This window comes from Kitasatospora cheerisanensis KCTC 2395 (assembly GCF_000696185.1).
Taxonomy (GTDB): Bacteria; Actinomycetota; Actinomycetes; order Streptomycetales; family Streptomycetaceae; genus Kitasatospora; species Kitasatospora cheerisanensis.
This window is the reverse complement of the sequence record NZ_KK853997.1, coordinates 5,756,865-5,777,581: the sequence shown is the minus strand read 5'-3', so window position 1 is coordinate 5,777,581 and position 20,717 is coordinate 5,756,865. Positions and strand designations below refer to the sequence as shown.

Here is a 20,717-nt window from a genome sequence, read left to right as displayed (position 1 = left end):
ATTGTTACTCACCAGATCGTGATCACCCGCTAAAGCCGGTCACGGTTGATGCCGAAGGTGTCAGTGACCCTTTCCAGACGCGGAACACTCCGACCGCCCCCTCGGGGTTCCGTCCGCCACTCCCCCGCAGGAGGCCCCAGGTGTCGGTCCTTCTTGAGCACCCCGCAAACGTGGTCGCCTACCGCCCGACCAAGCCCACCGCCATGGTGGTCATCGCCGATCCCCGGGTTCGGAACACGGTGACCCGGCACCTATGGGCCCTCGGCGTCCGCGACGTCATCGAGGTCTCCTCGATCGCCGAGGCCCGACCCCGGATCTCCAACCCGCGCGACATCTGCATCGCCGATGTCCACCTCCCCGACGGCTCCGGCCTGACCGTCCTGGCCGAGACCCGCGCCGCGGGCTGGCCCAACGGCCTGGCGCTGTCCGCCGCCGACGACATCGGCGCGGTCCGCTCGGCACTGGCCGGCGGCGTCAAGGGCTACGTGGTCACCGGCACGCGCACCAACATGCCGATGCCGGGCCGCCCCGGACTGCCGATCGGCGCCGGCCTGGCCGGCCGGATGCGCCGCCCCGGGATCCCCGGCCACCACCACCCCGGCATGCACGGCGCCCCGGCCAGCCCGGCGCCGCGCCCGGTGCCCCGGGAGCGCCCGGCGCCCAGCCGTCCGCCTACCGCGAGCTCTCCGGCCGCGAGGTGGAGGTGCTGCGACTGGTCGCCGAGGGCCAGTCGAACAAGGCGATCGGCGTGGCCATGGGCCTGTCGGCGCTGACGGTGAAGAGCCACCTGGCCCGCATCGCCCGCAAGCTGGGCACCGGCGACCGGGCCGGCATGGTGGCGGTCGCGCTGCGCACCGGCATCATCCACTGATCGGCATCGTCCCTGGTGGCGGCCCGGAGGAACGTTTCCTCCGGGCCGCTCCCGTTCGCCCCCTGACGGCCCGTCACCCCCGCCCGGCGGCCCCCGGCCGGCCCGCCCGCGCCGCCCGTCACCGGTCCGAACATGGTCCGACCAGTCGGACAACACTCCCGGCGGCGGCACACGACGTACCCTTGGGGGGTGACCGACGCCGTAGCCTCCATCCCAGAAGAGATCGCCCCGGTTCCGCTCCTCGAACCCCGGGACGGACTCCCACCGGTGGTGTCGGACCCCGAGGCGCTCGCCGCCACCATCGCGGCGTTCCGCACGGGCAGCGGCCCCGTCGCCGTCGACGCCGAACGCGCGTCCGGCTACCGCTACGGCCAGCGCGCCTACCTGATCCAGCTGCGCCGCAAGGGCGCGGGCACCGCGCTGATCGACCCGATCGCCTGCCCCGACCTGTCCGCGCTGGACGAGGCCATCCACGACACCGAGTGGGTCGTGCACGCCGCCACCCAGGACCTGCCCTGCCTGTTCGACGTCGGCATGCACCCCGGCGTGCTGTTCGACACCGAGCTCGCCGGCCGGCTCGCCGGGTTCCCCCGGGTCGGCCTCGGCCCGATGACCGAGAACGTCCTCGGGCTGTCGCTCGCCAAGGAGCACTCCGCCGTCGACTGGTCCACCCGCCCGCTGCCCGAGCCCTGGCTGCGCTACGCCGCGCTCGACGTCGAGGTGCTGGTCGACCTGCGGGACGCGCTGGAGACCGAACTCGACCGGCAGGGCAAGCTCGACTGGGCCCACCAGGAGTTCGCCGCCCTCGCCGCCGCCCCCCGCCCCGCCCCCCGGGTCGACCCGTGGCGCCGCACCTCCCAGCTGCACAAGGTCCGCCGCCGCCGGCAGCTCGCCGTGGTCCGCGAGCTCTGGCAGACCCGCGACCGGATCGCCCGCGAGCGGGACGTCTCCCCCGGCCGGGTGCTGGCCGACACCGCGATCGTCAACGCGGCCCTCGCGATGCCGCTGAACGCCCCCGCGCTGATCGCCGTCCAGGGCTTCGGGCCCCGGATCAACCGGCGCCAGCTCGACCAGTGGCTGGCCGCGATCGAGCGCGCCCGCGAGATCCCGGAGAGCGCGCTGCCCACCGCGACCGCCCCGCACGACGGGCCGCCGCCGCCGCGCGCCTGGGCCGAGAAGGACCCGGTCGCCGCGGCCCGCCTCACCAACGCCCGCGCCGCCGTCGCCGCCCTCGCCGAGCAGCACCACCTCCCCGCGGAGAACCTGATCACCCCCGACCTGGTCCGCCGCGTCTCCTGGGAGCCCCCGGCGCAGGCCGACGCGACCTCCATCGCCGACGCCCTGCAAGCTCTCGGCGCCCGCCAGTGGCAGACCGAACTGGCGGCGCCGGTGCTCGCGGAGGCGTTCAGGGCAGCAGGGGCGTGAGCCGCCGGGGGTGCGTGCCTGCTGTGTTTCCGCCCACTCCGCAGGCTCCTTGCCCGCCGTTGTTACTCGTGGGTAGATTGGTCGCGTAGCAGCGCCACTCGTGTGCGCGCTCACCCCGCCATGTCCCCCTGGGAGGAGACCCCCGTGCCTCGTACCGCGAGGGACGTCGTCTTTGTCGACGGCGTCCGCACCCCGTTCGGCAAGGCCGGCCCGAAGGGCATGTACCACGAGACGCGGGCGGACGACCTGGTCGTCAAGTGCATCCGCGAGCTCGTGCGCCGCAACCCGAGCCTGCCCGTCGAGCGGATCGACGAGGTCGCCGTCGCGGCGACCACCCAGATCGGCGACCAGGGCCTGACCATCGGCCGCACCGCCGCGCTGCTCTCGGGTCTGCCGAAGTCCGTTCCGGGCTTCTCGATCGACCGGATGTGCGCGGGTGCGATGACCGCCGTCACCGCCACCGCGGGCGGCATCGCCTTCGGCGCGTACGACGTGGTCGTGGCCGGCGGCGTGGAGCACATGGGCCGGCACCCGATGGGCGAGGGCGTGGACCCGAACCCGCGGTTCGTCTCCGAGAAGCTCGTCGACGAGTCCGCCCTGTTCATGGGCATGACGGCGGAGAACCTGCACGACCGCTTCCCGCACCTCACCAAGGAGCGCTGCGACGCGTACGCGGTGCGCTCGCAGGAGAAGGCGGCGAAGGCGTACGCCAACGGCGACATCCAGCCGGACCTGGTGCCGATCGCGATCCGCAACACCAACCCCGAGGTCGGCGAGACCGGCTGGGGCCTGGCGACCACGGACGAGCCGATGCGCCCGGGCACCACCATGGAGTCGCTGGCCGGCCTGAAGACCCCGTTCCGTCCGCACGGCAACATCACCGCGGGCAACGCGGCGGGCCTGAACGACGGTGCGACCGCCTCGCTGCTGGCCGCCGAGGACGTGGCCCGCGAGCTGGGCCTGCCGGTCAAGATGCGCCTGGTGAGCTACGCGTTCGCGGGCGTCGAGCCCGAGGTGATGGGCATCGGCCCCGTCCCGGCGACCGAGAAGGCGCTGGCCAAGGCCGGTCTGACCATCGACGACATCGGCGCGTTCGAGGTCAACGAGGCGTTCGCCGTCCAGGTGCTGGCGTTCCTGGACCACTACGGCATCGCGGACGACGACGAGCGGGTCAACCCGTACGGCGGCGCGATCGCGTTCGGTCACCCGCTGGCCTCCTCCGGCGTCCGCCTGATGACCCAGCTGGCCCGCCGCTTCGAGCAGCGCCCGGACGTCCGCTACGGCCTGACCACCATGTGCATCGGCTTCGGCATGGGCGGGACCGTCATCTGGGAGAACCCGCACTTCGAGGGTGGTAAGTGACCATGAGCACCACTGAGATGCTGCAGCGCGCTGCCGAGCTGTTCCCCGGCGAGGTCGTCACCACCGCGCACGTGCGCCACCTGGACCTGCCGCTGCAGGCCGGCAAGCTGGCGCTGATCACCCTGGACAACGGCTTCGACCACACCAAGCCGACCACCTTCGGCCCGGGTTCGCTGGCGAAGCTGTCCGAGGCGCTGGACCGGGTCGAGGCCGAGGCCGCCGAGGGCAAGGTGGTCGCCGTCGCGATCACCGGCAAGCCGTTCATCTTCGCGGTCGGCGCCGACCTCAAGGGCGTCGAGGTGCTCAAGGAGCACGCGGACGCGCTGGCCATCGGCAAGGGCGGCCACGACGTCTTCAAGCGGATCGCCGCGCTGCCCGTCCCGTCCTTCGCGTTCTACAACGGCGCGGCGATGGGCGGCGGCGTCGAGGTCGGCCTGCACTGCTCCTACCGCACCGTCAGCGCGGGCGTCCCGGCGTTCTCGCTGCCCGAGGTCTTCCTCGGCCTGGTTCCCGGCTGGGGCGGCTGCACGCTGCTGCCGAACCTGATCGGTCCGGCCAAGGCGGTCAAGGTCATCGTCGAGAACTCGATGGCCCAGAACAAGCAGCTCAAGGGCAAGGAGGTGTTCGAGCTCGGCATCGCGGACGCGATCTTCGAGCCGGCCGACTTCCTGGAGCAGTCGCTGCTGTGGGCGGCCAAGGTGCTCAAGGGCGACGTCGTCGTCGAGCGCGAGGAGTTCGACCGCGGCAAGGCGTGGGACGACGCCGTGCTGTGGGGCCGCTGGGTGGCCGACGCCAAGGTGCACGGGGCCGCTCCGGCCGCGTACAAGGCGCTCGACATCATCCAGCAGGCCAAGGACGGCGACCTGCAGGCCGGCTTCGACGCCGAGGACGCGGCGCTGGCCGACCTCATCATGAGCGGCGAGCTGCGCTCCGGCATCTACGCCTTCAACCTGGTGCAGCGCCGCGCCAAGCGGCCGTTCGGTGCGCCGGACAAGTCGCTGGCCCGCCCGGTCAGCAAGGTCGGCGTCGTCGGCGCCGGTCTGATGGCCTCCCAGCTGGCGCTGCTGTTCGCGCGCCGCCTGGAGGTGCCGGTGGTGCTCACCGACATCGACCAGGAGCGCATCGACAAGGGCGTGGGCTACGTCCACGGCGAGATCGACAAGCTGCTGGCGAAGGGCCGCATCGGCGGCGACAAGGCCAACAAGCTGAAGGGCCTGGTCTCCGGCCACCTCGACAAGGCCGTGGCGTTCGGCGACGCGGACTTCGTCATCGAGGCCGTGTTCGAGGAGATGGGCGTCAAGCAGAAGGTGTTCGCGGAGCTGGAGGCGGTGGTCTCGCCGACCACCATCCTGGCCACCAACACCTCCTCGCTGTCGGTCACCGAGATGGCCTCCAAGCTCCAGCACCCGGAGCGCGTGGTCGGCTTCCACTTCTTCAACCCGGTCGCGATCCTCCCGCTGCTGGAGATCGTCCGGGCCGAGAAGACCGACGACGCCTCGCTGGCCACCGCGTTCGGTGTCGCCAAGAAGCTGAAGAAGACCGCGGTCCTCACCAAGGACGCCCCGGCGTTCGTGGTGAACCGCATCCTGACCCGCTTCATGGGCGAGATCCAGAACATCATCGACGAGGGCACCCCGTTCGAGACCGTCGAGGCCGCGGTGAAGCCGCTCGGCCTGCCGATGTCCCCGATCGCCCTGCTCGAACTGGTCGGCCCGGCCATCGCCCTGCACGTCTCCGAGACGCTGCACGGCGCGTTCCCGGAGCGGTTCACCGTCTCCGAGAACCTCGGCAAAGTCGTGCAGGCCGGCAAGCGCGGCTTCTACATCTGGCAGGACGGCGCCCAGGTCCTCGACCCCGAGGTCCTCGCCCTCCTCACCTTCGGCGACTCCGTCCTGACGGAGGACCAGGTACGCGCCCGCGCGCTGGAGGCCGTCGCCCAGGAGATCGGCCTGATGCTCGACGAGGGCGTCGTCGGCGAGGCGCAGGACATCGACCTGTGCATGATCACCGGCGCCGGCTGGCCGTTCCACCTCGGCGGCATCACCCCGTACCTCGACCGCGAGGGCGTCTCCGAGCGCGTCAACGGCAAGAAGTTCCTGGCCCCGGGCCTGGCTTCGGTCCCCGCCTGACGAACCCCTGACGGGCGGCACCCCCTTCCTTCGGGACGGGGGTGCCGCCCTTCGGCGTTGTATGCTGCCGGTTCTTTTTTCGCGAAGGGGGACGGCGCGGTGCTGGTGCTGGTGCACGGCGGGCTGTGGGACGACGGAATGGACGCGGAGCGGTTCTGGGGGCGGACCGGGGTGGTCGCGGGCCTGCGGGGCGAGGGCTGGCGGTGGCGGCGCCGGACCGGGCGATGCGGGCCGGGAGCTGGGCGGCGGAGGCCGCCCACCTGGCGGCGGGGCTGCCGGACCGGCCGGTGGTCCTGGTGGCGGGCTCGAACGGCTGCTCGGCGGCCGTCCGGCTGGCCCTCGCCGCGCCGGAGCGGGTGCGGGGGCTGCTGCTGGCGTGGCCCGCGACGGCGGGCGACCCGCAGGCGGACGGGCGGCTGCCCGCCGAGCTGGCGCCGCTGCTCGCGGGCGGGGTGCTGCGGGGCGTCGCGGACGGGGAACTGACGGGCCTTCGGATGCCGGTGGGGGTGCTGCCCGCGGTGCCGGAGAACCCGGTGCACCGGCGGCGGACGGCGGACGCGCTGCTGGCCCTGGTGCCGGGTGCGGCGGAGCTGCCGGGGTGCCCGGAACCGCCGCACCCGCTGTTCCGGCCGGGGCCGCTGGTGGCGGCGGTGGCGGGGTTCGCGGCGGGGCTCAGTCGTCCTTGAGCCAGCCCTCGGTGCGGCGGTGCCGGCCGAGGCCGACGGCGTCGAACTCGTCGCGGTGGCCGTCGGCGTGGGCGCCGAGCCGGCGCAGGGCGAGCGAGATCGGGCTGCCGGTCGAGGCGATCAGCGGGCCGAGGGTGAGGGCGCCGTGCTCCCAGACGGCGACGGCCTGGTCGCCGGTGCCGCCCCAGATGTCGGTCTCCACGTACGCGACCGGGCCGGCCGCGGACCAGTCGGCGAGGGTGCGGTCGAAGCCCTGCGGGAGCATCCGGAACGGGGCGAGCCGGGGGCGCCGGTGCGGACCGCCTCGTCCAGTCCGTCGCTCATTGGGAGCAGCGCGAGGCCCTGGACGAGCGGGACGACGCGGGTGCCGGGGAGGTCGGCGGCGGCCTCGCGGAGCAGCGTCTCGGCCGCGACGGCGGCCTCCAGGTAGTAGCCCATCGTCGGCGGTCCTACTTCTTGAGCCGGTAGATGACGGTGTCTCCGGTGACGCCGACGACCTCGTAGTGGGTGGAGAGCAGGGTGGCGATGCGGGGCACCAGGTCGGGCTGGTAGGGGGCGGTGCCGGAGTCGTCGACCACCACCTCGGGGAAGCCGTTGGTGGAGATCTCGTTGTCGAAGGTCTGCCAGGCCTCGTCGACGGAGTACTGCTCGCCGACCTTCTCGGCGCCCTTGCCGCCGCTGAAGTTGGTGAGGAAGCCGGCGGTGAGGTAGCGGGTGGCGGGGCGCCGGTCGGCGAGCCAGTAGACCTCGGGGTGCATGCCCCAGACCAGCAGTTTGTCCTTGGGGGTGGTCTGGGCGGCGACGGCGGTGGCGACCTCGGTGGTCTGGGTGAGCCGCTGGCCGGGCCAGAACACGGCCAGGCCGAGAAAGAAGGTGCTGGCGAGGGTCGTGTAGACGAGGACGGGCTTCCAGCGGACGGCGGAGGTGGCGACGGCGCCGACGCCGAGCAGGACCAGCGGGGGCATCAGCTGGAGGTAGTAGTGGCCGAAGAAGTGGAAGCCGACGGAGACGGCGATCACGGAGGAGGCGAGCCACATCCAGAGGTCGACGGTGGAGCCGTGCTCGCGGCCCCGGGCGGGGACGGGTCGTCGGCGGTGGCGCAGCCACAGGCGGTGCGCGGCGGGCAGCAGGAAGGCCAGGCCGGCGCTCATCAGGATGGCGGAGTTGCCGAGGGCGCGGCCGAGCATCTGGGGCCAGTTGGAGCCGAGCCCGGCGTAGTCGCCGGAGCCGGTGACGACCCAGAACAGGAAGCCCTTGGGTTTGGTGAGGATGACGGCGACCAGCGCTATCGGCAGGGTGAACCCGAAGCCGATCTTGGCGAGCGCGGGGGGCCAGCGGACGCCGCGGCGGCGGCTGTCCTGGAGGAGCATCCACAGCACGGGGAGCAGGACGGCGCCGCCGGTCTGCTTGGTGAGCGAGCAGAGCGCGACCGCGATGCCGGCGGCCAGCCAGCGCCGGCGCTCCGCGTAGCGGAAGGCGGCGACCATGGCGGGCAGCATGAAGACTTCGAAGGTGGCGGCCTGGGTGTCCTCGGGCGAGAGCCCGATGGAGACCAGCAGGTAGAGGACGCCGGCGCAGCGCCCGGCCTTGTCGCCCCAGCGCCCGCGGGCGAGCGAGGCGAGCAGGATCGCGGTGGCGAGGTGGGCGCAGATCGCGAGGGTGCGCAGCGGCCAGAGCGAGGCGGAGCCGAAGAGCGCGAAGCAGGCCTCGTAGAGCCAGGGCAGCAGCGGGGGTTTGCGGTCGACGACGGTGTCGTAGAGGACGCCGCCGTCGGCGAGCATCCGGGCCTGGGTGGCGAGGTAGCCCTCGTCGGGGCTCCACACGGGGCGCAGGAAGGACGGCAGGTGGGTCAGCGTGGCCACGACCGCGAGCAGCGGGACCAGTCTGGTCCAGTACCCGGTGCGGAGGCGCTCTGGGAGGCGCTCGGCGAGGGTACGCGGGCTGCTCGTGAGGGTGAGGGACACGGGTGACAACCTACCGGGCGTGGACGGCGTAGTCAGTGACAGTCCACGAATGAGTGCGACAGTCCGACAATAAGCGCACCGTCACTGGGCCGAAGGGCGGTCCCGTGACGGTGCGCTCGGGGGATTTCGGGTGGTCAGCTCCGCGCGAAGGAGCGGGTCTTGACCAGGGCTTCGATCTTCGCGGCGACCGCCGGGGCGGTCAGCCCGATCTCCTCCAGGATCTCGCCGCGCGAGGCGTGGTCGAGGAACTCCTGCGGGATGCCGAAGTCGCGCAGCGGCACGTCCACGTCGGCGTCGCGCAGCGCCTGCGCGATCGCGGAGCCGACGCCGCCGGCCCGGCCGTTGTCCTCGACGGTGACGACCAGCCGGTGCTGGGCGGCCAGGCCCGGCAGCGCGGCGTCGACCGGCTTGACCCAGCGCGGGTCGACCACGGTGCTGGTGATGCCCTGCGCGGCGAGCAGCTCGGCGGCCTCCAGGCAGAGCGGGGCCATCGCGCCGATCGAGACGATCAGCACGTCCGCGGCCTCGTCGGCGGAGCCGTCCTCGGGGCGGCGCAGCACGTCCATGCCGCCGACGGTGCCGACGGCGGGGACGGCCGGGCCGACGTTGCCCTTGGAGTAGCGGACCACGGTGGGCGCGTCCGCGACCTCGACGGCCTCGCGCAGCTGGAGCCGGACCTGCTCGGCGTCGCGCGGGGCGGCGAGCCGCAGGCCGGGGACCACCTGGAGGATCGACATGTCCCACATGCCGTTGTGGGAGGCGCCGTCGGTGCCGGTGACACCGGCCCGGTCGAGCACGAAGGTGACGCCCAGCTTGTGCAGCGCGACGTCCATCAGCACCTGGTCGAACGCCCGGTTCAGGAAGGTCGCGTAGACCGCGACCACCGGGTGCAGGCCGTTGGTGGCGAGGCCGGCGGCGCACACCGCGGCGTGCTGCTCGGCGATGCCGACGTCGAAGATCCGGTCCGGGTAGGCCTTGGCGAAGGGGGCCAGGCCGACCGGGTGCAGCATGGCGGCGGTGATCGCGACCAGGTCGCGGCGCTCGCGGCCGAGCGCGACCATCTCCTCGCCGAACACCGACGTCCAGTCCTTGCCGGAGGTCTTGACCGGCAGGCCGGTGTCGGGGTGGATGACGCCGACCGCGTGGAAGCGGTCCTCGTCGTTGTTCTCGGCGGCGTGGTAGCCGCGGCCCTTCTCGGTGATGCAGTGCACGATGACCGGGCCGCCGAAGTTGCGGGCCTTGGTGAACGCGGACTCCAGCGCCTGCAGGTCGTGGCCGTCGATCGGGCCGAGGTACTTCAGGCCGAGGTCCTCGAACATGCCCTGCGGGGCGATGAAGTCCTTCAGGCCCTTCTTGGCGCCGTGCAGGGTGTCGAACATCGCCTGGCCGACCACGGGGGTGCGCTGCAGCGCGTCCTTGCCCCAGGACAGGAAGCGCTCGTAGCCCTGGGTGGTGCGCAGCGTGGCGAGGTGGTTGGCGAGGCCGCCGATGGTCGGCGAGTAGGACCGCTCGTTGTCGTTGACGACGATGACGATCGGCAGGTCCTGGCTGTCGGCGATGTTGTTCAGCGCCTCCCAGGCCATGCCGCCGGTGAGCGCGCCGTCGCCGATCACGGCGACCACGGGGCGGTCCTTGTGGCCCTGGATCTTGTTGGCCTTGGCCAGGCCGTCGGCGTAGCCGAGGACGGTGGAGGCGTGCGAGTTCTCGATCACGTCGTGCTCGGACTCGGCGCGCGAGGGGTAGCCGGACAGGCCGCCCTTCATCTTCAGCCGGGAGAAGTCCTGACGGCCGGTCAGCAGCTTGTGGACGTAGCTCTGGTGGCCGGTGTCGAACAGGATCCGGTCGCGCGGGGAGTCGAACACCCGGTGCATGGCGAGGGTCAGTTCGACCACGCCGAGGTTGGGTCCGAGGTGGCCGCCGGTCTTGGAGACCTCCTCCACCAGGAAGCCGCGGATCTCCTCGGCGAGCTCCGCGAGCTGCGCGGGCGTGAGTCGATCGAGATCGCGCGGTCCCCGAATGCGGGTCAGCAGGGCCACCCGTTCCTCCTCGTCCAAGTTCTCGCGCCCGCATGGGCCCGGAGGGCGTACGCCCCGGTTGAGTCTAATGTCCATTACCCGGGCGTAGTGCGGCGGGCAACCCCGTCCCCTGTTCGGGTGGCGGGGGCGGAAAAGCGCCGAACCGCGCGACCGGCCCCGGTATGGCGGGGTGTCTGCCGGTCGCGCGGTCGGAGTGGTGCGGGGTCAGCCGCGTCCGGAGGACTTCTGGGTGCGGCGGGAGATCGAGTCCAGGACCACCGCGGCGAGCAGCACCGCGCCGGTGATCATGTACTGGATCGCCTGCTGGGCGTGCACCATGTCCAGGCCGGTGGTGATGGACTGCAGCACCAGGATGCCGAGCAGCGCCGACCACAGCTTGCCGCGGCCGCCGAACAGGCTGGTGCCGCCGATGACGGCCGCCGCGATGGCGCTCATCAGCACGTTGCCGCCGCCGAGCGACTTGTCCGCCGAGCCCTGCTGGGAGGCGATGAACAGGCCGCCGAAGCCGGCCAGGCCGGCCGAGATCATGTACACCGAGGTGCGGACCCAGGCGACGTTGATGCCGGCCCGGCGGGCCGCCTCGATGCCGCCGCCGACCGCGAAGATCTGCCGGCCGTAGCCGGTGCGGCGGAGCACGAAGTCGCCGATCGCGACGATGCCGACGAACAGCACCAGCGGCAGCGGCAGGCCGCGGTCCTGGTTGAGCATGTAGGCGACCACCAGCACGACCACGGCGAGCACGCCGGTGCGCAGCGCTATCTCGGCGATCGGGCGGGCCGGCAGGCCGGCGGCGGCGCGGCGGCGGGCGTCGATCAGCTGGCCGGCGGCGAACAGCGCGATGGCGAGGATCGCGGCGAGCCAGGCCCAGACGATGTCGCCGTCACCCATGAAGTAGGTGTCCAGGTTGGCGATGACGCCGTCGTTGAGGTTGTTGACGGTGCCGAGCTTGCCGATGGTGAAGTCCTGCAGGCCGCTCCAGGCGAGCATGCCGGCCAGGGTGACCAGCAGCGCGGGCACGCCGATCTTGGAGAAGAAGAAGCCGTGCACGGCGCCCATGGCGATCGCGGCGAGGATGCCGATCAGCACCGCCAGCCACTCGTTGACGCCCTGGCGGACGGCCAGCACCGAGGAGAGCGCGGCGGTGACGCCGGCCACCGAGCCGAGCGACAGGTCGATCTCGCCGAGCAGTAGCACGAAGACCACGCCGGTGGCGATCAGGCCGGGGCCGGCGATCCACTTGGTGATGTTGGTGAGGTTGTCGGCGTTGAGGAAGGAGCCGGTCTTCCACTGGAAGATGGCCGCGATGATGATCAGGCCGACCACGACCGGCAGCGAGCCGAGCTCGCCGCTGCGCAGCTTGCGGCCGAACTCGTCGAGGTAGCCGGCCACGCCCTCCTTGCGGACCAGCAGGCGCGGGTCGACGGCGGGCGGGGTGGGCGTGGTGGGGGTCTCGGTGCTCACTTGGCGTCCTCCGCGATACGGGCCTGACGACGGGTCACCGCGTTGTCGGTGGCGCCGGTGATGGCGGAGATGATCTCCTCGTGCGAGGTGGTGGCCACCTCGAAGCTGCCGTTGTTGCGGCCCAGGCGGAGCACCGCGACGGTGTCCGCGACGGCCTTGACGTCGGCCATGTTGTGGCTGATCAGGATCACGCCGAGGCCGCGCTCGCGCAGCCGCTCGACCAGGTCGAGGACCTGGGCGGTCTGCTCGACGCCGAGGGCGGCGGTGGGCTCGTCCAGGATGACGATCTTCGGGTCGCCGACCAGGGCGCGGGCGATCGCGACGACCTGGCGCTGGCCGCCGGAGAGGCCGGCGATCGGGATCCGGACGCTGGGGATGCGGATCGACAGGGTGTCGAGGAGTTCGCGGGCGCGCTTCTCCATGGCGACCTCGTCCAGGGTGCCGAAGCGCTTGAGCTCGCGGCCGAGGAACAGGTTGCCGACCACGTCGAGGTTGTCGCAGAGCGCGAGGTCCTGGTAGACGGTGGCGATGCCGAGCGCCTGGGCGTCGTGCGGGCGACCGATGGTGACCGGCCTGCCCTCCCACTCGATGACGCCCTCGTCGATCGGGTGGACGCCCGCGATGGTCTTGACCAGGGTGGACTTTCCGGCGCCGTTGTCGCCGACCAGGGCGACGACCTCGCCCGCATGGACCTCCAGCTGCACGTCGGTGAGTGCCTGGACGGCGCCGAAGCGCTTGGAGACCCCGCGCAACGCCAGTACGGGTGCGCCTGTCACGTGAACCATCTCCTTGAGTTCCGTGTCGGACCTGACGTTTCCGGCACGGGCTACCCGCGTGCCGGGCCGGGCACGCGGGGTGGGACTGCGAAGCGAAAGGGGCCGGCGGGGGCCTCCGGGTGGTCAGGAAGCCCCCGCCGGGCGGGTGTTACTGCAGGCCGGCCGCGGTGCAGGCGGCGGCGAAGTCGGCGGTGCAGATGTCCGAGGCCTTGTACAGCTTGTCGGCGATCACGGTGTCCTTGATGTTCGCCTTGGTGACGACCTTCGGCTCCAGCAGGGTGGCCGGGATGCCCTTGTCGGTGTCGCTGTCGATCGTCGAGGTGGCGACGGACTTGATGTCCTTGCCCTGCAGCAGGTCGACGGCGAGCTCGGCGGCGCCGTCGGCCAGCGGCTTGTAGGCCTTGTAGATCGTGTAGGCCTGGTCGCCGGAGACCAGGCGCTGGATCGCGTCCAGGCCCGCGTCCTGGCCGCCGACCGGGACGTTGATGCCCTGCGACTTCAGCTGGGTGATGATCGCGCCGGCCATGCCGTCGTTGGCGGAGTAGACGGCCTGGAAGCCGTCCTTGCCGAGCGAGGAGATCGCGGCACCGATCTTCTGGCCGGCGACGGTGGGCTTCCACTCGCCGCTCTGCTCGTAGACGATCTTCTTGACCTTGCCGTCGAGCACCTTGTGCGCACCGGCCTTGAACTTGCCGGCGTTCGGGTCGGCGTCGTCGCCGTTGATCATGACGACGTTGGCGTCGGCGGCCTTGGCGCCGAGGGCCTCGACCAGGGCCTGGCCCTGGAGCTCGCCGACCTTCTCGTTGTCGAAGGAGACGTACGCGGAGACCGGGCCGGTGGCCAGGCGGTCGTACGCGATGACCTTGACGCCCTTGTCGGCGGCCTCCTTCACCCAGGACTGGGTGGCCTTGGCGTCGAACGCGTCGAGGATGATCACCTTGACGCCCTGGGCGATCAGGGTGTCGAACTGCTGCTTCTGCTTCGAGGCGGAACCCTCGGCGTTGCTGTACTCGACCTTGCAGTCGGCGCAGAGCTCGTGGACCTTCGCCTCGATGAACGGCTTGTCGAAGGACTCGTAGCGGGTCGAGGACGCGTTCTCCGGCAGCAGCAGGCCGATCGACTTGTTGTTGCCCGAGGCCGCGTCGTCCTTCTTGTCACTGCCGGCCTTGCCACAGGCGGCCATGGTCAGAGCCATCGAGACAGCGGCGGTGCCGACGACAACGCGACGCATCATTGCGTTCATGGTGGGGGGTGCCTCCCTGACAGAGCCGCAACGTTGCGGCGAGGTGGGCAGGAGTCAACCCCGTCACCGAGCTTGTCGTCAATAAGTAAACCTTGAGGCCCCCGGATTCAAACCCTTTCGTTATCTTCCTGAAGGCTTACCCGAGATCGGACGGCCCCTCGGAGGCCGTCCGACGCCCCTTCCGGCGGCTCAGAGCCCGCCCGTCTCACCCATCTCGCTCATCACCAGGGCGAGCGCCCCGAGCACCTCGGCACGGCCGCCGAGCGTCCCCGGAACGACCGACAACTGGCGGGCCGCGCTGGGGATCGCGTACCGGGCCACCGAGTCCCGGATCGGGGAAAGCACCAGTTCACCGGCCTCGGCCAGGTCGCCGCCGAGGATCACCCGGCGCGGGTTGAGCAGGTTGCACAGGGTGGCGACGCCCATGCCGATCTGGCGGCCGGCGTCGGCGATCACCCGGCGGCAGCCCAGATCGCCCTGCTGGGCCAGCTGCACCACCTTTCCGAGTGTCAGTTCGCCGGGGTGGTTGGCGTTCAAGAGGTTGAGCAGGTAACGGGAGCCCACGAAGGTCTCCAGGCAGCCGCGGTTGCCGCAGCGGCACACCGGCCCCGCCTCGTCCAGCACGATGTGGCCGATCTCGCCCGCGGTGCCGCCCGGGCCCCGGTAGATCTGGCCGTTGATCACCAGGCCGGCGCCGACGCCGCTGGCCACCTTGATGTACGCCAGGTCGCCCAGGCCCCGCCCGGCGCCCCAGACCAGTTCGCCCAGCGCGCCCAGGTTGGCGTCGTTGTCCACGTGCACCGGCATGCCGAGCCGGCGGGCCAGCTCCTGACCGGGCGTCACCCCGGTCCAGCCGGGCAGGATCGCGGTCGAGCCGAGCGCCCCGGTCTCCACGTCGATCGGCCCCGGCACGCCCAGGCCCACGCCGATCACCTTGTCGGCCTGGAAGCCGGCCTGCTCCAGCAGCCGCGCCACCATCCGCTCGGCCAGGTCGAAGCCCTGCTGCGCGGAGACGTCCACGTCCAGCGGCTCGCTCTCCTCGGCCAGCACCCGGTGCGCCAGGTTGCCGACCGCGACCCGCAGGTGGGTGTGGCCGAAGTCCACGCCCACCACGATCCCGGCGTCCCCGCTCAGCGAGACGCTGCGCGCCCGGCGCCCGCCCGAGGAGGTGTCGGCGACCACCACGGTGCCGGACTCCTTGAGCTCCCGGACGATGTTGGACACCGTCGCGGCCGACAGCCCCGTGCCCCGGGCGATCTCGGCCTGGGTCAGCGATCCGGCCATCCGGACCGCCCGCAGCACCCGTTCGAGATTCGCCCGGTGCAGCGAGGACTGCGATCCCGGTGTGTCCGTCGACATGTTCCACCCTCCAGGGCGCCCTTGCGGTTCGTCCAAAGTTCAGCTTCAACTTCTGAACTCTATGCTCCGGTACGGATCGGAGGGGGAGTCAAGTACGAACACGGATCGTTACTCACGTGGGAGGATGCCCGGTAACCAAGCCCTGACGAAGGAGTCCTGCGAGTGCCTGGCACCAACTTGACCCGTGAGGAGGCCCGCACCCGGGCCGCGCTCCTGCATGTGGAGGCGTACGACGTCGAGCTCGACCTGAGCACGGCGCGCGAGGGCGGCACCTTCCGGTCCACCACCGTGGTCCGGTTCACCGCCACCGAGCCCGGCGCCTCCACCTTCATCGACCTGGTCGCCCCCGCCGTCTCGGAGATCGTCCTCAACGGCCGCGCGCTGCCGCCGGAGAGCTTCGCCGACAGCCGGATCGCGCTGCCCGAGCTGGCCGCCGAGAACGAGCTGCGGGTGGTCGCCGACTGCGCGTACACCAACACCGGCGAGGGTCTGCACCGGTTCGTCGACCCGGCCGACGGCGAGACCTACCTCTACACCCAGTTCGAAGTCGCCGACGCCCGGCGGGTGTTCGCCAACTTCGAGCAGCCCGACCTGAAGGCCGCGTTCTCCTTCACGGTCACCGCCCCGGCCGGCTGGGTCGTGGTCTCCAACTCGCCGACCCCCGAGCCCACCGGCGAGGGCGACACCCGGGTGTGGACCTTCGAGCCCACCCCGCGGATGTCCACCTACATCACCGCCCTGGTGGCCGGCCCGTACGTCGGCGTCTTCGACACCTACCAGAACGGCGCGCAGAGCGTGCCGCTCGGCGTCTACTGCCGCCCCTCGCTGCGCGAGTTCCTGGACGCCGACGCCGTCTTCGACGTCACCAAGCAGGGCTTCGACTACTTCCAGGACAAGTTCGACTTCGCCTACCCCTTCGCGAAGTACGACCAGCTGTTCGTCCCGGAGTTCAACGCCGGTGCGATGGAGAACGCGGGCGCCGTCACCCTCCGCGACCAGTACGTGTTCCGTTCCAAGGTCACCGACGCCTCCTACGAGCTGCGCGCCGCGACCATCCTGCACGAGCTCGCCCACATGTGGTTCGGCGACCTCGTCACCATGGAGTGGTGGAACGACCTCTGGCTGAACGAGTCGTTCGCCACCTTCGCCGAGGCCGTCTGCCAGGCCGAGGCCCCCGGCTCCAAGTGGCCGCACTCCTGGACCACCTTCGCCAACCAGATGAAGACCTGGGCGTACCGGCAGGACCAGCTGCCGTCCACCCACCCGATCATGGCGGAGATCAACGACCTGGAGGACGTCCAGGTCAACTTCGACGGCATCACCTACGCCAAGGGCGCCTCGGTGCTCAAGCAGCTGGTCGCCTACGTCGGCCAGGACGCCTTCTTCCAGGGCGTGCGCGCCTACTTCAAGCGCCACGCCTGGGGCAACACGCGCCTCACCGACCTGCTCGGCGCCCTCGAGGAGGCCAGCGGCCGCGACCTGCGCACCTGGTCCAAGGCCTGGCTGGAGACCGCCGGCATCAACGTGCTGCGCCCCGCGATCGAGGTCTCCGCGGACGGCGTCATCGAGTCCTTCGCCGTCCTGCAGGAAGCCCCCGCGCTGCCCGCCGGCGCCCGCGGCGAGGCCGTGCTGCGCCCGCACCGCATCGCCATCGGCCTGTACGAGCTGGTCGACGGCGACCTGGTCCGCACCGACCGGATCGAGCTCGACGTGGACGGCGAGCGCACCGAGGTCCCGCAGCTGACCGGCCGTCAGCGGCCCGCCGTGCTGCTGCTCAACGACGACGACCTGTCCTACGCGAAGGTCCGCCTCGACGCCGACTCGCTGGCCGTCGTCACCGAGCACCTCGGCGACTTCACCGACTCGCTCCCCCGCGCGCTGTGCTGGGCCTCCGCCTGGGACATGACCCGCGACGGCGAACTCGCCACCCGCGACTACCTGTCGCTGGCACTGTCCGGCCTGCGCCGCGAGAGCGACATCGGCGTCGTCCAGTCCGTGCAGCGCCAGGTCAAGCTCGCCCTCGAAATGTACGCCGACCCGGCGTGGCGCGAGACCGGCCTCCAGCGCTGGGCCGAGGCCGCCGAGGCCGCGCTGCTCGACGCCCCCGCCGGCAGCGACCACCAGCTCGCCTGGGCCCGCACCCTGGCCGGCTCCGCCCGGACGGACGGCCAGCTCGACCTGCTCGCCGCCCTGCTCGACGGCACCCGCACCGTCGAGGGCCTGGCCGTCGACACCGAGCTGCGCTGGGCCCTGCTCGGCCGCCTGGTCGCCACCGGCCGCGCCGACGAGGCCGCGATCGAGGCGGAACTCGCCCGCGACAACACCTCCTCCGGCCAGGAGCACGCCGCCACCTGCCGGGCGGCCCGCCCGACCGCCGAGGCCAAGGCCGAGGCGTGGGCCTCCGTGGTGGAGTCCGACACCCTCACCAACTACGTCCAGGAAGCCGTCATCGCCGGCTTCCAGCAGCCCGACCAGCGGGAGCTGCTCGCGCCCTACGCCGAGAAGTACTTCGCCTCGGTCAAGCAGGTGTGGGAGACCCGCAGCCACGAGATCTCGCAGCAGATCATCGGCGGCCTGTACCCCGCGTACGCGGTGTCGCAGGCCACCCTCGACGCGACCGACGCGTGGCTGGCCCAGGCCGAGCCGGCGCCGGCCCTCCGCCGCCAGGTCGTCGAGGCCCGGGCGGGGATCGAGCGTGCGCTGAAGGCGCAGGCTGCGGACCGCTGACGCGAGGTGCCCACGGGGCCCGGGGGCTTGTCCTCCCGGGCCTCCGGCATGTTCGGGGGTGGTCTTTGTTCGCTGCGCCCACCCACCCACCCGAGCACCCACCAGCAGATGTCGACACCACGCGTCCGGCCTCACGGCCTGTCAGAAGCGCGGTCGGGAGAGCCTGCGGCGGTACGCGCTCGCGGCTGCGCCCGGGCCGCCGGGAAGGCTTTCGGGAGGGCTCGTGGTGTCGGGTCTTCGGAGCGGGCTGGGTGGTGCCGCCGGGCGGCGGCGGGTGTTCTTGGTTCGGCGAAACGTCAGCGGAGCGGGTTGGGGTGGGCGGGGGGTCGGGTGGGGAGGGTGATGCGGAACGCCGTCTCGCCGGGGGCGCTGTGGAGGGTGACGGTGCCGGCGTGGGCGTGGACGACGGCCTGGACGATGGCGAGGCCCAGGCCGGTGGAGCCGGTGCGGCGGGTGCGGGCGCGGTCGCCGCGGACGAAGCGGTCGAAGACCTGGGGGGCGAGGTCGGCCGGGATGCCCGGCCCGTCGTCGGTGACGGTCAGGCGGGCCTGGGCGGCGTCCGCGGAGAGGCGGAGGGTGACCTCGGTGCCGTCCGGGGTGTGGGTGCGGGCGTTGGCCAGCAGGTTCGCCACCACCTGGGCGAGGCGGTGCGGGTCGCCGGGCACGGTGACCGGTTCGGCGGGGAGTTCCAGCAGCCAGCGGTGCGAGGGGGCCGCGGCCCGGGCGTCGGCGGTGCAGTCCAGGGCGATCCGGGTGAGGTCGACGTCCTCGACCGCGAGCGGGCGGCCGGCGTCGAGGCGGGCGAGCAGCAGCAGGTCCTCGACCACGGTGCCCATCCGCTGCGACTCGGCGGTGATCCGCTCCAGCGAGTGCCGGACCGGCTCGGGCACCGGCCCGGGGTGCCGCAGGGCGAGTTCGGCGTGGCCGCGGACCGCGGCGACCGGGTTGCGCAGTTCGTGGCTGGCGTCGGCGGCGAATCCGCGCAGCCGTTCCTCGACGTCCTGACGGCGGGTCAGCGCGTCCCCGATGTGGCCGAGCATCCGGTTCAGCGCGGCGCCGACCCGGCCGACCTCGGTGCCCGGGTCGTCGTCCGGGACGCGCTCGCCGAGGTCGACCGCGCCGCTGGCCAGGGGCAGCGCGGAGACTCGTTCGGCGGTGGCCACCACCCGTTCCAGCGGGCGCAGCGCGAGGCGGGTGCCGAGCGTGCCGACGATCGCGGCGAGGGCCAGCGCGACGGCGAACACGATGAGTTCGATCAGCAGCAGGCGCTGCACGGTCTCGTCGACGGGGTGCAGCGGGAGGCCGGTGATCAGCACGTCCCCGTCGTGGCCGGTGAGGGCGGCGGCCCGGTAGTGGCCGAGCACGGACAGCGTGAGGTCGCGCGGCCGGCCGTCCGGCGGCAGGGCGCGCAGGGTGCTGATGTCCGCCGCGTCGAGCGGGACGGGGGCGTCGCCGTTGGTGCCCTTGGCGATCGGGACGGGGTCGTCGTCGCCGGGCGGGACGCCGCAGACCACGGAGGCGTGCGTGACGGTGCCGCCCACCAGCCGGGCGCCGAAGGTGCCGGGCGACTGGGCGCGGGTGTCGTGGCCGTCCTGGTCGGGGTGTTCGAGGCTGGCCGCGTACCGGCCGCCGGCCGAGGACAGCTGCTGGTCGAGCCGGTCGACCAGGAAGTGCCGCAGCGCCTCGCAGGTGGCGACGCCGACGCCCACGCAGATCAGGGTGATCAGCACCAGCACGCCCGCCACCAGCCGGGCCCGCAGGGTGCGCGGGCGCAGCGTGGCGCGGCCCGTCCTCGTCGGGGCGGTCATCCGGTGGGGGCCTTGAGGACGTAGCCGGCGCCGCGGACGGTGTGGATCATCGGCGGCCGGCCGGCGTCGATCTTGCGGCGCAGGTAGCTGATGTACAGCTCGACCACGTGGGCCTGGCCGCCGAAGTCGTAGGACCAGACGGCGTCCAGGATCTGCGCCTTGCTGAGCACCTGCCGGGGGTGCTCCATCAGGTAGCGGAGCAGGGCGAACTCGGTGGGGCTGAGGTCGATCGCCTCGCCGCCGCGGCTGGTCTCCCGGGCGGCGGGGTCGAGGCGCAGGTCGCCGACGGTCAGGGTGCCGGGGGCGGCCGGGCCGGCGGGGCGGTGCGGCGGAGCAGGCCGCGCAGCCGGACCACGACCTCCTCCAGGCTGAACGGCTTGGTGACGTAGTCGTCGCCGCCGGCGGAGATCCCGGCGATCCGGTCCTCGACGGCGTCCCGGGCGGTCAGGAACAGCACCCGCACCTCGGGGTCGGCGGTGTGCACCCGGCGCAGCACCTCCAGGCCGTCGAAGTCGGGGAGCATCACGTCCAGCACGATGGCGTGCGGGTGCCAGTCGGCGGCGACGGTGACGGCGTCGAGGCCGCCGGTGACGCCGCGGGCCTGCCAGCCCTCGTAGCGCAGGGCGCCGCAGATCACCTCGACCAGGTCGGGTTCGTCGTCGACCACCAGGACCCGCCAGGGGGTGTCCGCGTGCTGCATGGGCCCATTCTGGCGCTCCGGCATGAGAAAGCGGTGAGATCGTCCGACCGCGCTGCGGCCGCTTCCACCGTCGTGACCTGCGCGAACGCCGCCGCGGGCACCTCCGGGCGGCGTCCCTTTCATAGCGAACTGAGAGCATTCGGTGCCACCGTGGGCCCCGCACCACCGAA

13 protein-coding genes and 2 pseudogenes are annotated in these 20,717 nt (G+C 72.3%); 6 read left to right on the top strand and 9 right to left on the bottom strand.

From position 1 onward, the window contains the following. Positions 1-140: 140 nt before the first annotated feature. The 5 genes and pseudogenes from KCH_RS37830 to KCH_RS26060 all read left to right on the top strand — a co-directional run bounded on the left by KCH_RS37830 (position 141) and on the right by KCH_RS26060 (position 6,473). Positions 141-871 (top strand): annotated as a pseudogene (locus KCH_RS37830) (LuxR C-terminal-related transcriptional regulator). A gap of 189 nt (positions 872-1,060) precedes the next feature. Next, entirely contained in the window at positions 1,061-2,296 is a 1,236-nt protein-coding gene (locus KCH_RS26075; protein ID WP_051653462.1) for an HRDC domain-containing protein, read from the top strand. A gap of 144 nt (positions 2,297-2,440) precedes the next feature. Continuing rightward, positions 2,441-3,658: a thiolase family protein gene (locus KCH_RS26070; protein ID WP_035866967.1), complete on the top strand. Its 1,218-nt coding sequence runs from the start codon at positions 2,441-2,443 to the stop codon at positions 3,656-3,658. 2 nt (positions 3,659-3,660) lie between these two features. Then, the gene (locus KCH_RS26065) at positions 3,661-5,787 is read left to right on the top strand and encodes a 3-hydroxyacyl-CoA dehydrogenase NAD-binding domain-containing protein (RefSeq protein ID WP_035866965.1); all 2,127 of its coding nucleotides are present in this window, start codon (positions 3,661-3,663) and stop codon (positions 5,785-5,787) included. Positions 5,788-5,990: 203 nt separating this feature from the next. Continuing rightward, positions 5,991-6,473 (top strand): alpha/beta hydrolase family protein, encoded by a 483-nt coding sequence (locus tag KCH_RS26060; RefSeq protein WP_208865983.1) that lies wholly within the window; start codon positions 5,991-5,993, stop codon positions 6,471-6,473. Here the strand turns inward: KCH_RS26060 and KCH_RS43455 are convergent. The 7 genes from KCH_RS43455 to KCH_RS26025 all read right to left on the bottom strand — a co-directional run bounded on the left by KCH_RS43455 (position 6,460) and on the right by KCH_RS26025 (position 15,312). Then, positions 6,460-6,738: a hypothetical protein gene (locus KCH_RS43455; protein WP_051653461.1), complete on the bottom strand. Its 279-nt coding sequence runs from the start codon at positions 6,736-6,738 to the stop codon at positions 6,460-6,462. The two genes, KCH_RS26060 and KCH_RS43455, sit on opposite strands and share 14 nt — an antisense overlap. Positions 6,739-6,922: 184 nt before the next feature. Beyond that, positions 6,923-8,437: an ArnT family glycosyltransferase gene (locus KCH_RS26050; RefSeq protein WP_035866964.1), complete on the bottom strand. Its 1,515-nt coding sequence runs from the start codon at positions 8,435-8,437 to the stop codon at positions 6,923-6,925. 134 nt (positions 8,438-8,571) lie between these two features. Further along, on the bottom strand, positions 8,572-10,473 hold the full coding sequence (dxs, locus tag KCH_RS26045; RefSeq protein ID WP_035866963.1) for a 1-deoxy-D-xylulose-5-phosphate synthase: 1,902 nt from the start codon (positions 10,471-10,473) through the stop codon (positions 8,572-8,574). A 204-nt stretch (positions 10,474-10,677) separates the two neighbouring features. Next, positions 10,678-11,934 carry a sugar ABC transporter permease gene (locus KCH_RS26040; protein ID WP_035866961.1) on the bottom strand — a complete coding sequence of 419 codons (1,257 nt, stop codon included), beginning with the start codon at positions 11,932-11,934 and terminating at the stop codon, positions 10,678-10,680. Beyond that, positions 11,931-12,719, bottom strand: a complete 789-nt coding sequence (locus tag KCH_RS26035; protein WP_084223925.1) for an ATP-binding cassette domain-containing protein — start codon at positions 12,717-12,719, stop codon at positions 11,931-11,933. The genes KCH_RS26040 and KCH_RS26035 overlap by 4 nt, the downstream gene beginning before the upstream one ends. 139 nt (positions 12,720-12,858) lie before the next feature. Then, positions 12,859-13,953, bottom strand: a complete 1,095-nt coding sequence (locus KCH_RS26030; RefSeq protein WP_035866956.1) for a sugar ABC transporter substrate-binding protein — start codon at positions 13,951-13,953, stop codon at positions 12,859-12,861. 189 nt (positions 13,954-14,142) lie between these two features. Next, positions 14,143-15,312, bottom strand: a complete 1,170-nt coding sequence (locus tag KCH_RS26025) for an ROK family transcriptional regulator (RefSeq protein ID WP_035866954.1) — start codon at positions 15,310-15,312, stop codon at positions 14,143-14,145. Between the two features lie 162 nt (positions 15,313-15,474). Between KCH_RS26025 and pepN the strand changes: the two genes are divergently transcribed. After that, positions 15,475-18,039 carry an aminopeptidase N gene (pepN, locus tag KCH_RS26020; protein WP_035866952.1) on the top strand — a complete coding sequence of 855 codons (2,565 nt, stop codon included), beginning with the start codon at positions 15,475-15,477 and terminating at the stop codon, positions 18,037-18,039. A 296-nt stretch (positions 18,040-18,335) separates the two neighbouring features. Here pepN and KCH_RS26015 read toward each other — a convergent pair whose 3' ends face one another. Continuing rightward, positions 18,336-19,847, bottom strand: coding sequence for a sensor histidine kinase (locus KCH_RS26015; RefSeq protein WP_035866950.1), 1,512 nt, complete (start codon positions 19,845-19,847; stop codon positions 18,336-18,338). Further along, positions 19,844-20,571 (bottom strand): annotated as a pseudogene (locus KCH_RS26010) (response regulator transcription factor). The gene KCH_RS26015 and the pseudogene KCH_RS26010 overlap by 4 nt, the downstream one beginning before the upstream one ends. Positions 20,572-20,717 lie beyond the last annotated feature (146 nt).

Coding starts and splice junctions, on each gene's coding strand:
- KCH_RS26065 (WP_035866965.1), top strand. CDS start 3,661: ATGAGCACCACTGAGATGCTGCAGCGCGCTGCCGAGCTGTTCCCCGGC.
- KCH_RS43455 (WP_051653461.1), bottom strand. CDS start 6,738: ATGCTCCCGCAGGGCTTCGACCGCACCCTCGCCGACTGGTCCGCGGCC.
- KCH_RS26035 (WP_084223925.1), bottom strand. CDS start 12,719: ATGGTTCACGTGACAGGCGCACCCGTACTGGCGTTGCGCGGGGTCTCC.
- KCH_RS26030 (WP_035866956.1), bottom strand. CDS start 13,953: ATGAACGCAATGATGCGTCGCGTTGTCGTCGGCACCGCCGCTGTCTCG.
- KCH_RS26025 (WP_035866954.1), bottom strand. CDS start 15,312: ATGTCGACGGACACACCGGGATCGCAGTCCTCGCTGCACCGGGCGAAT.
- KCH_RS26015 (WP_035866950.1), bottom strand. CDS start 19,847: ATGACCGCCCCGACGAGGACGGGCCGCGCCACGCTGCGCCCGCGCACC.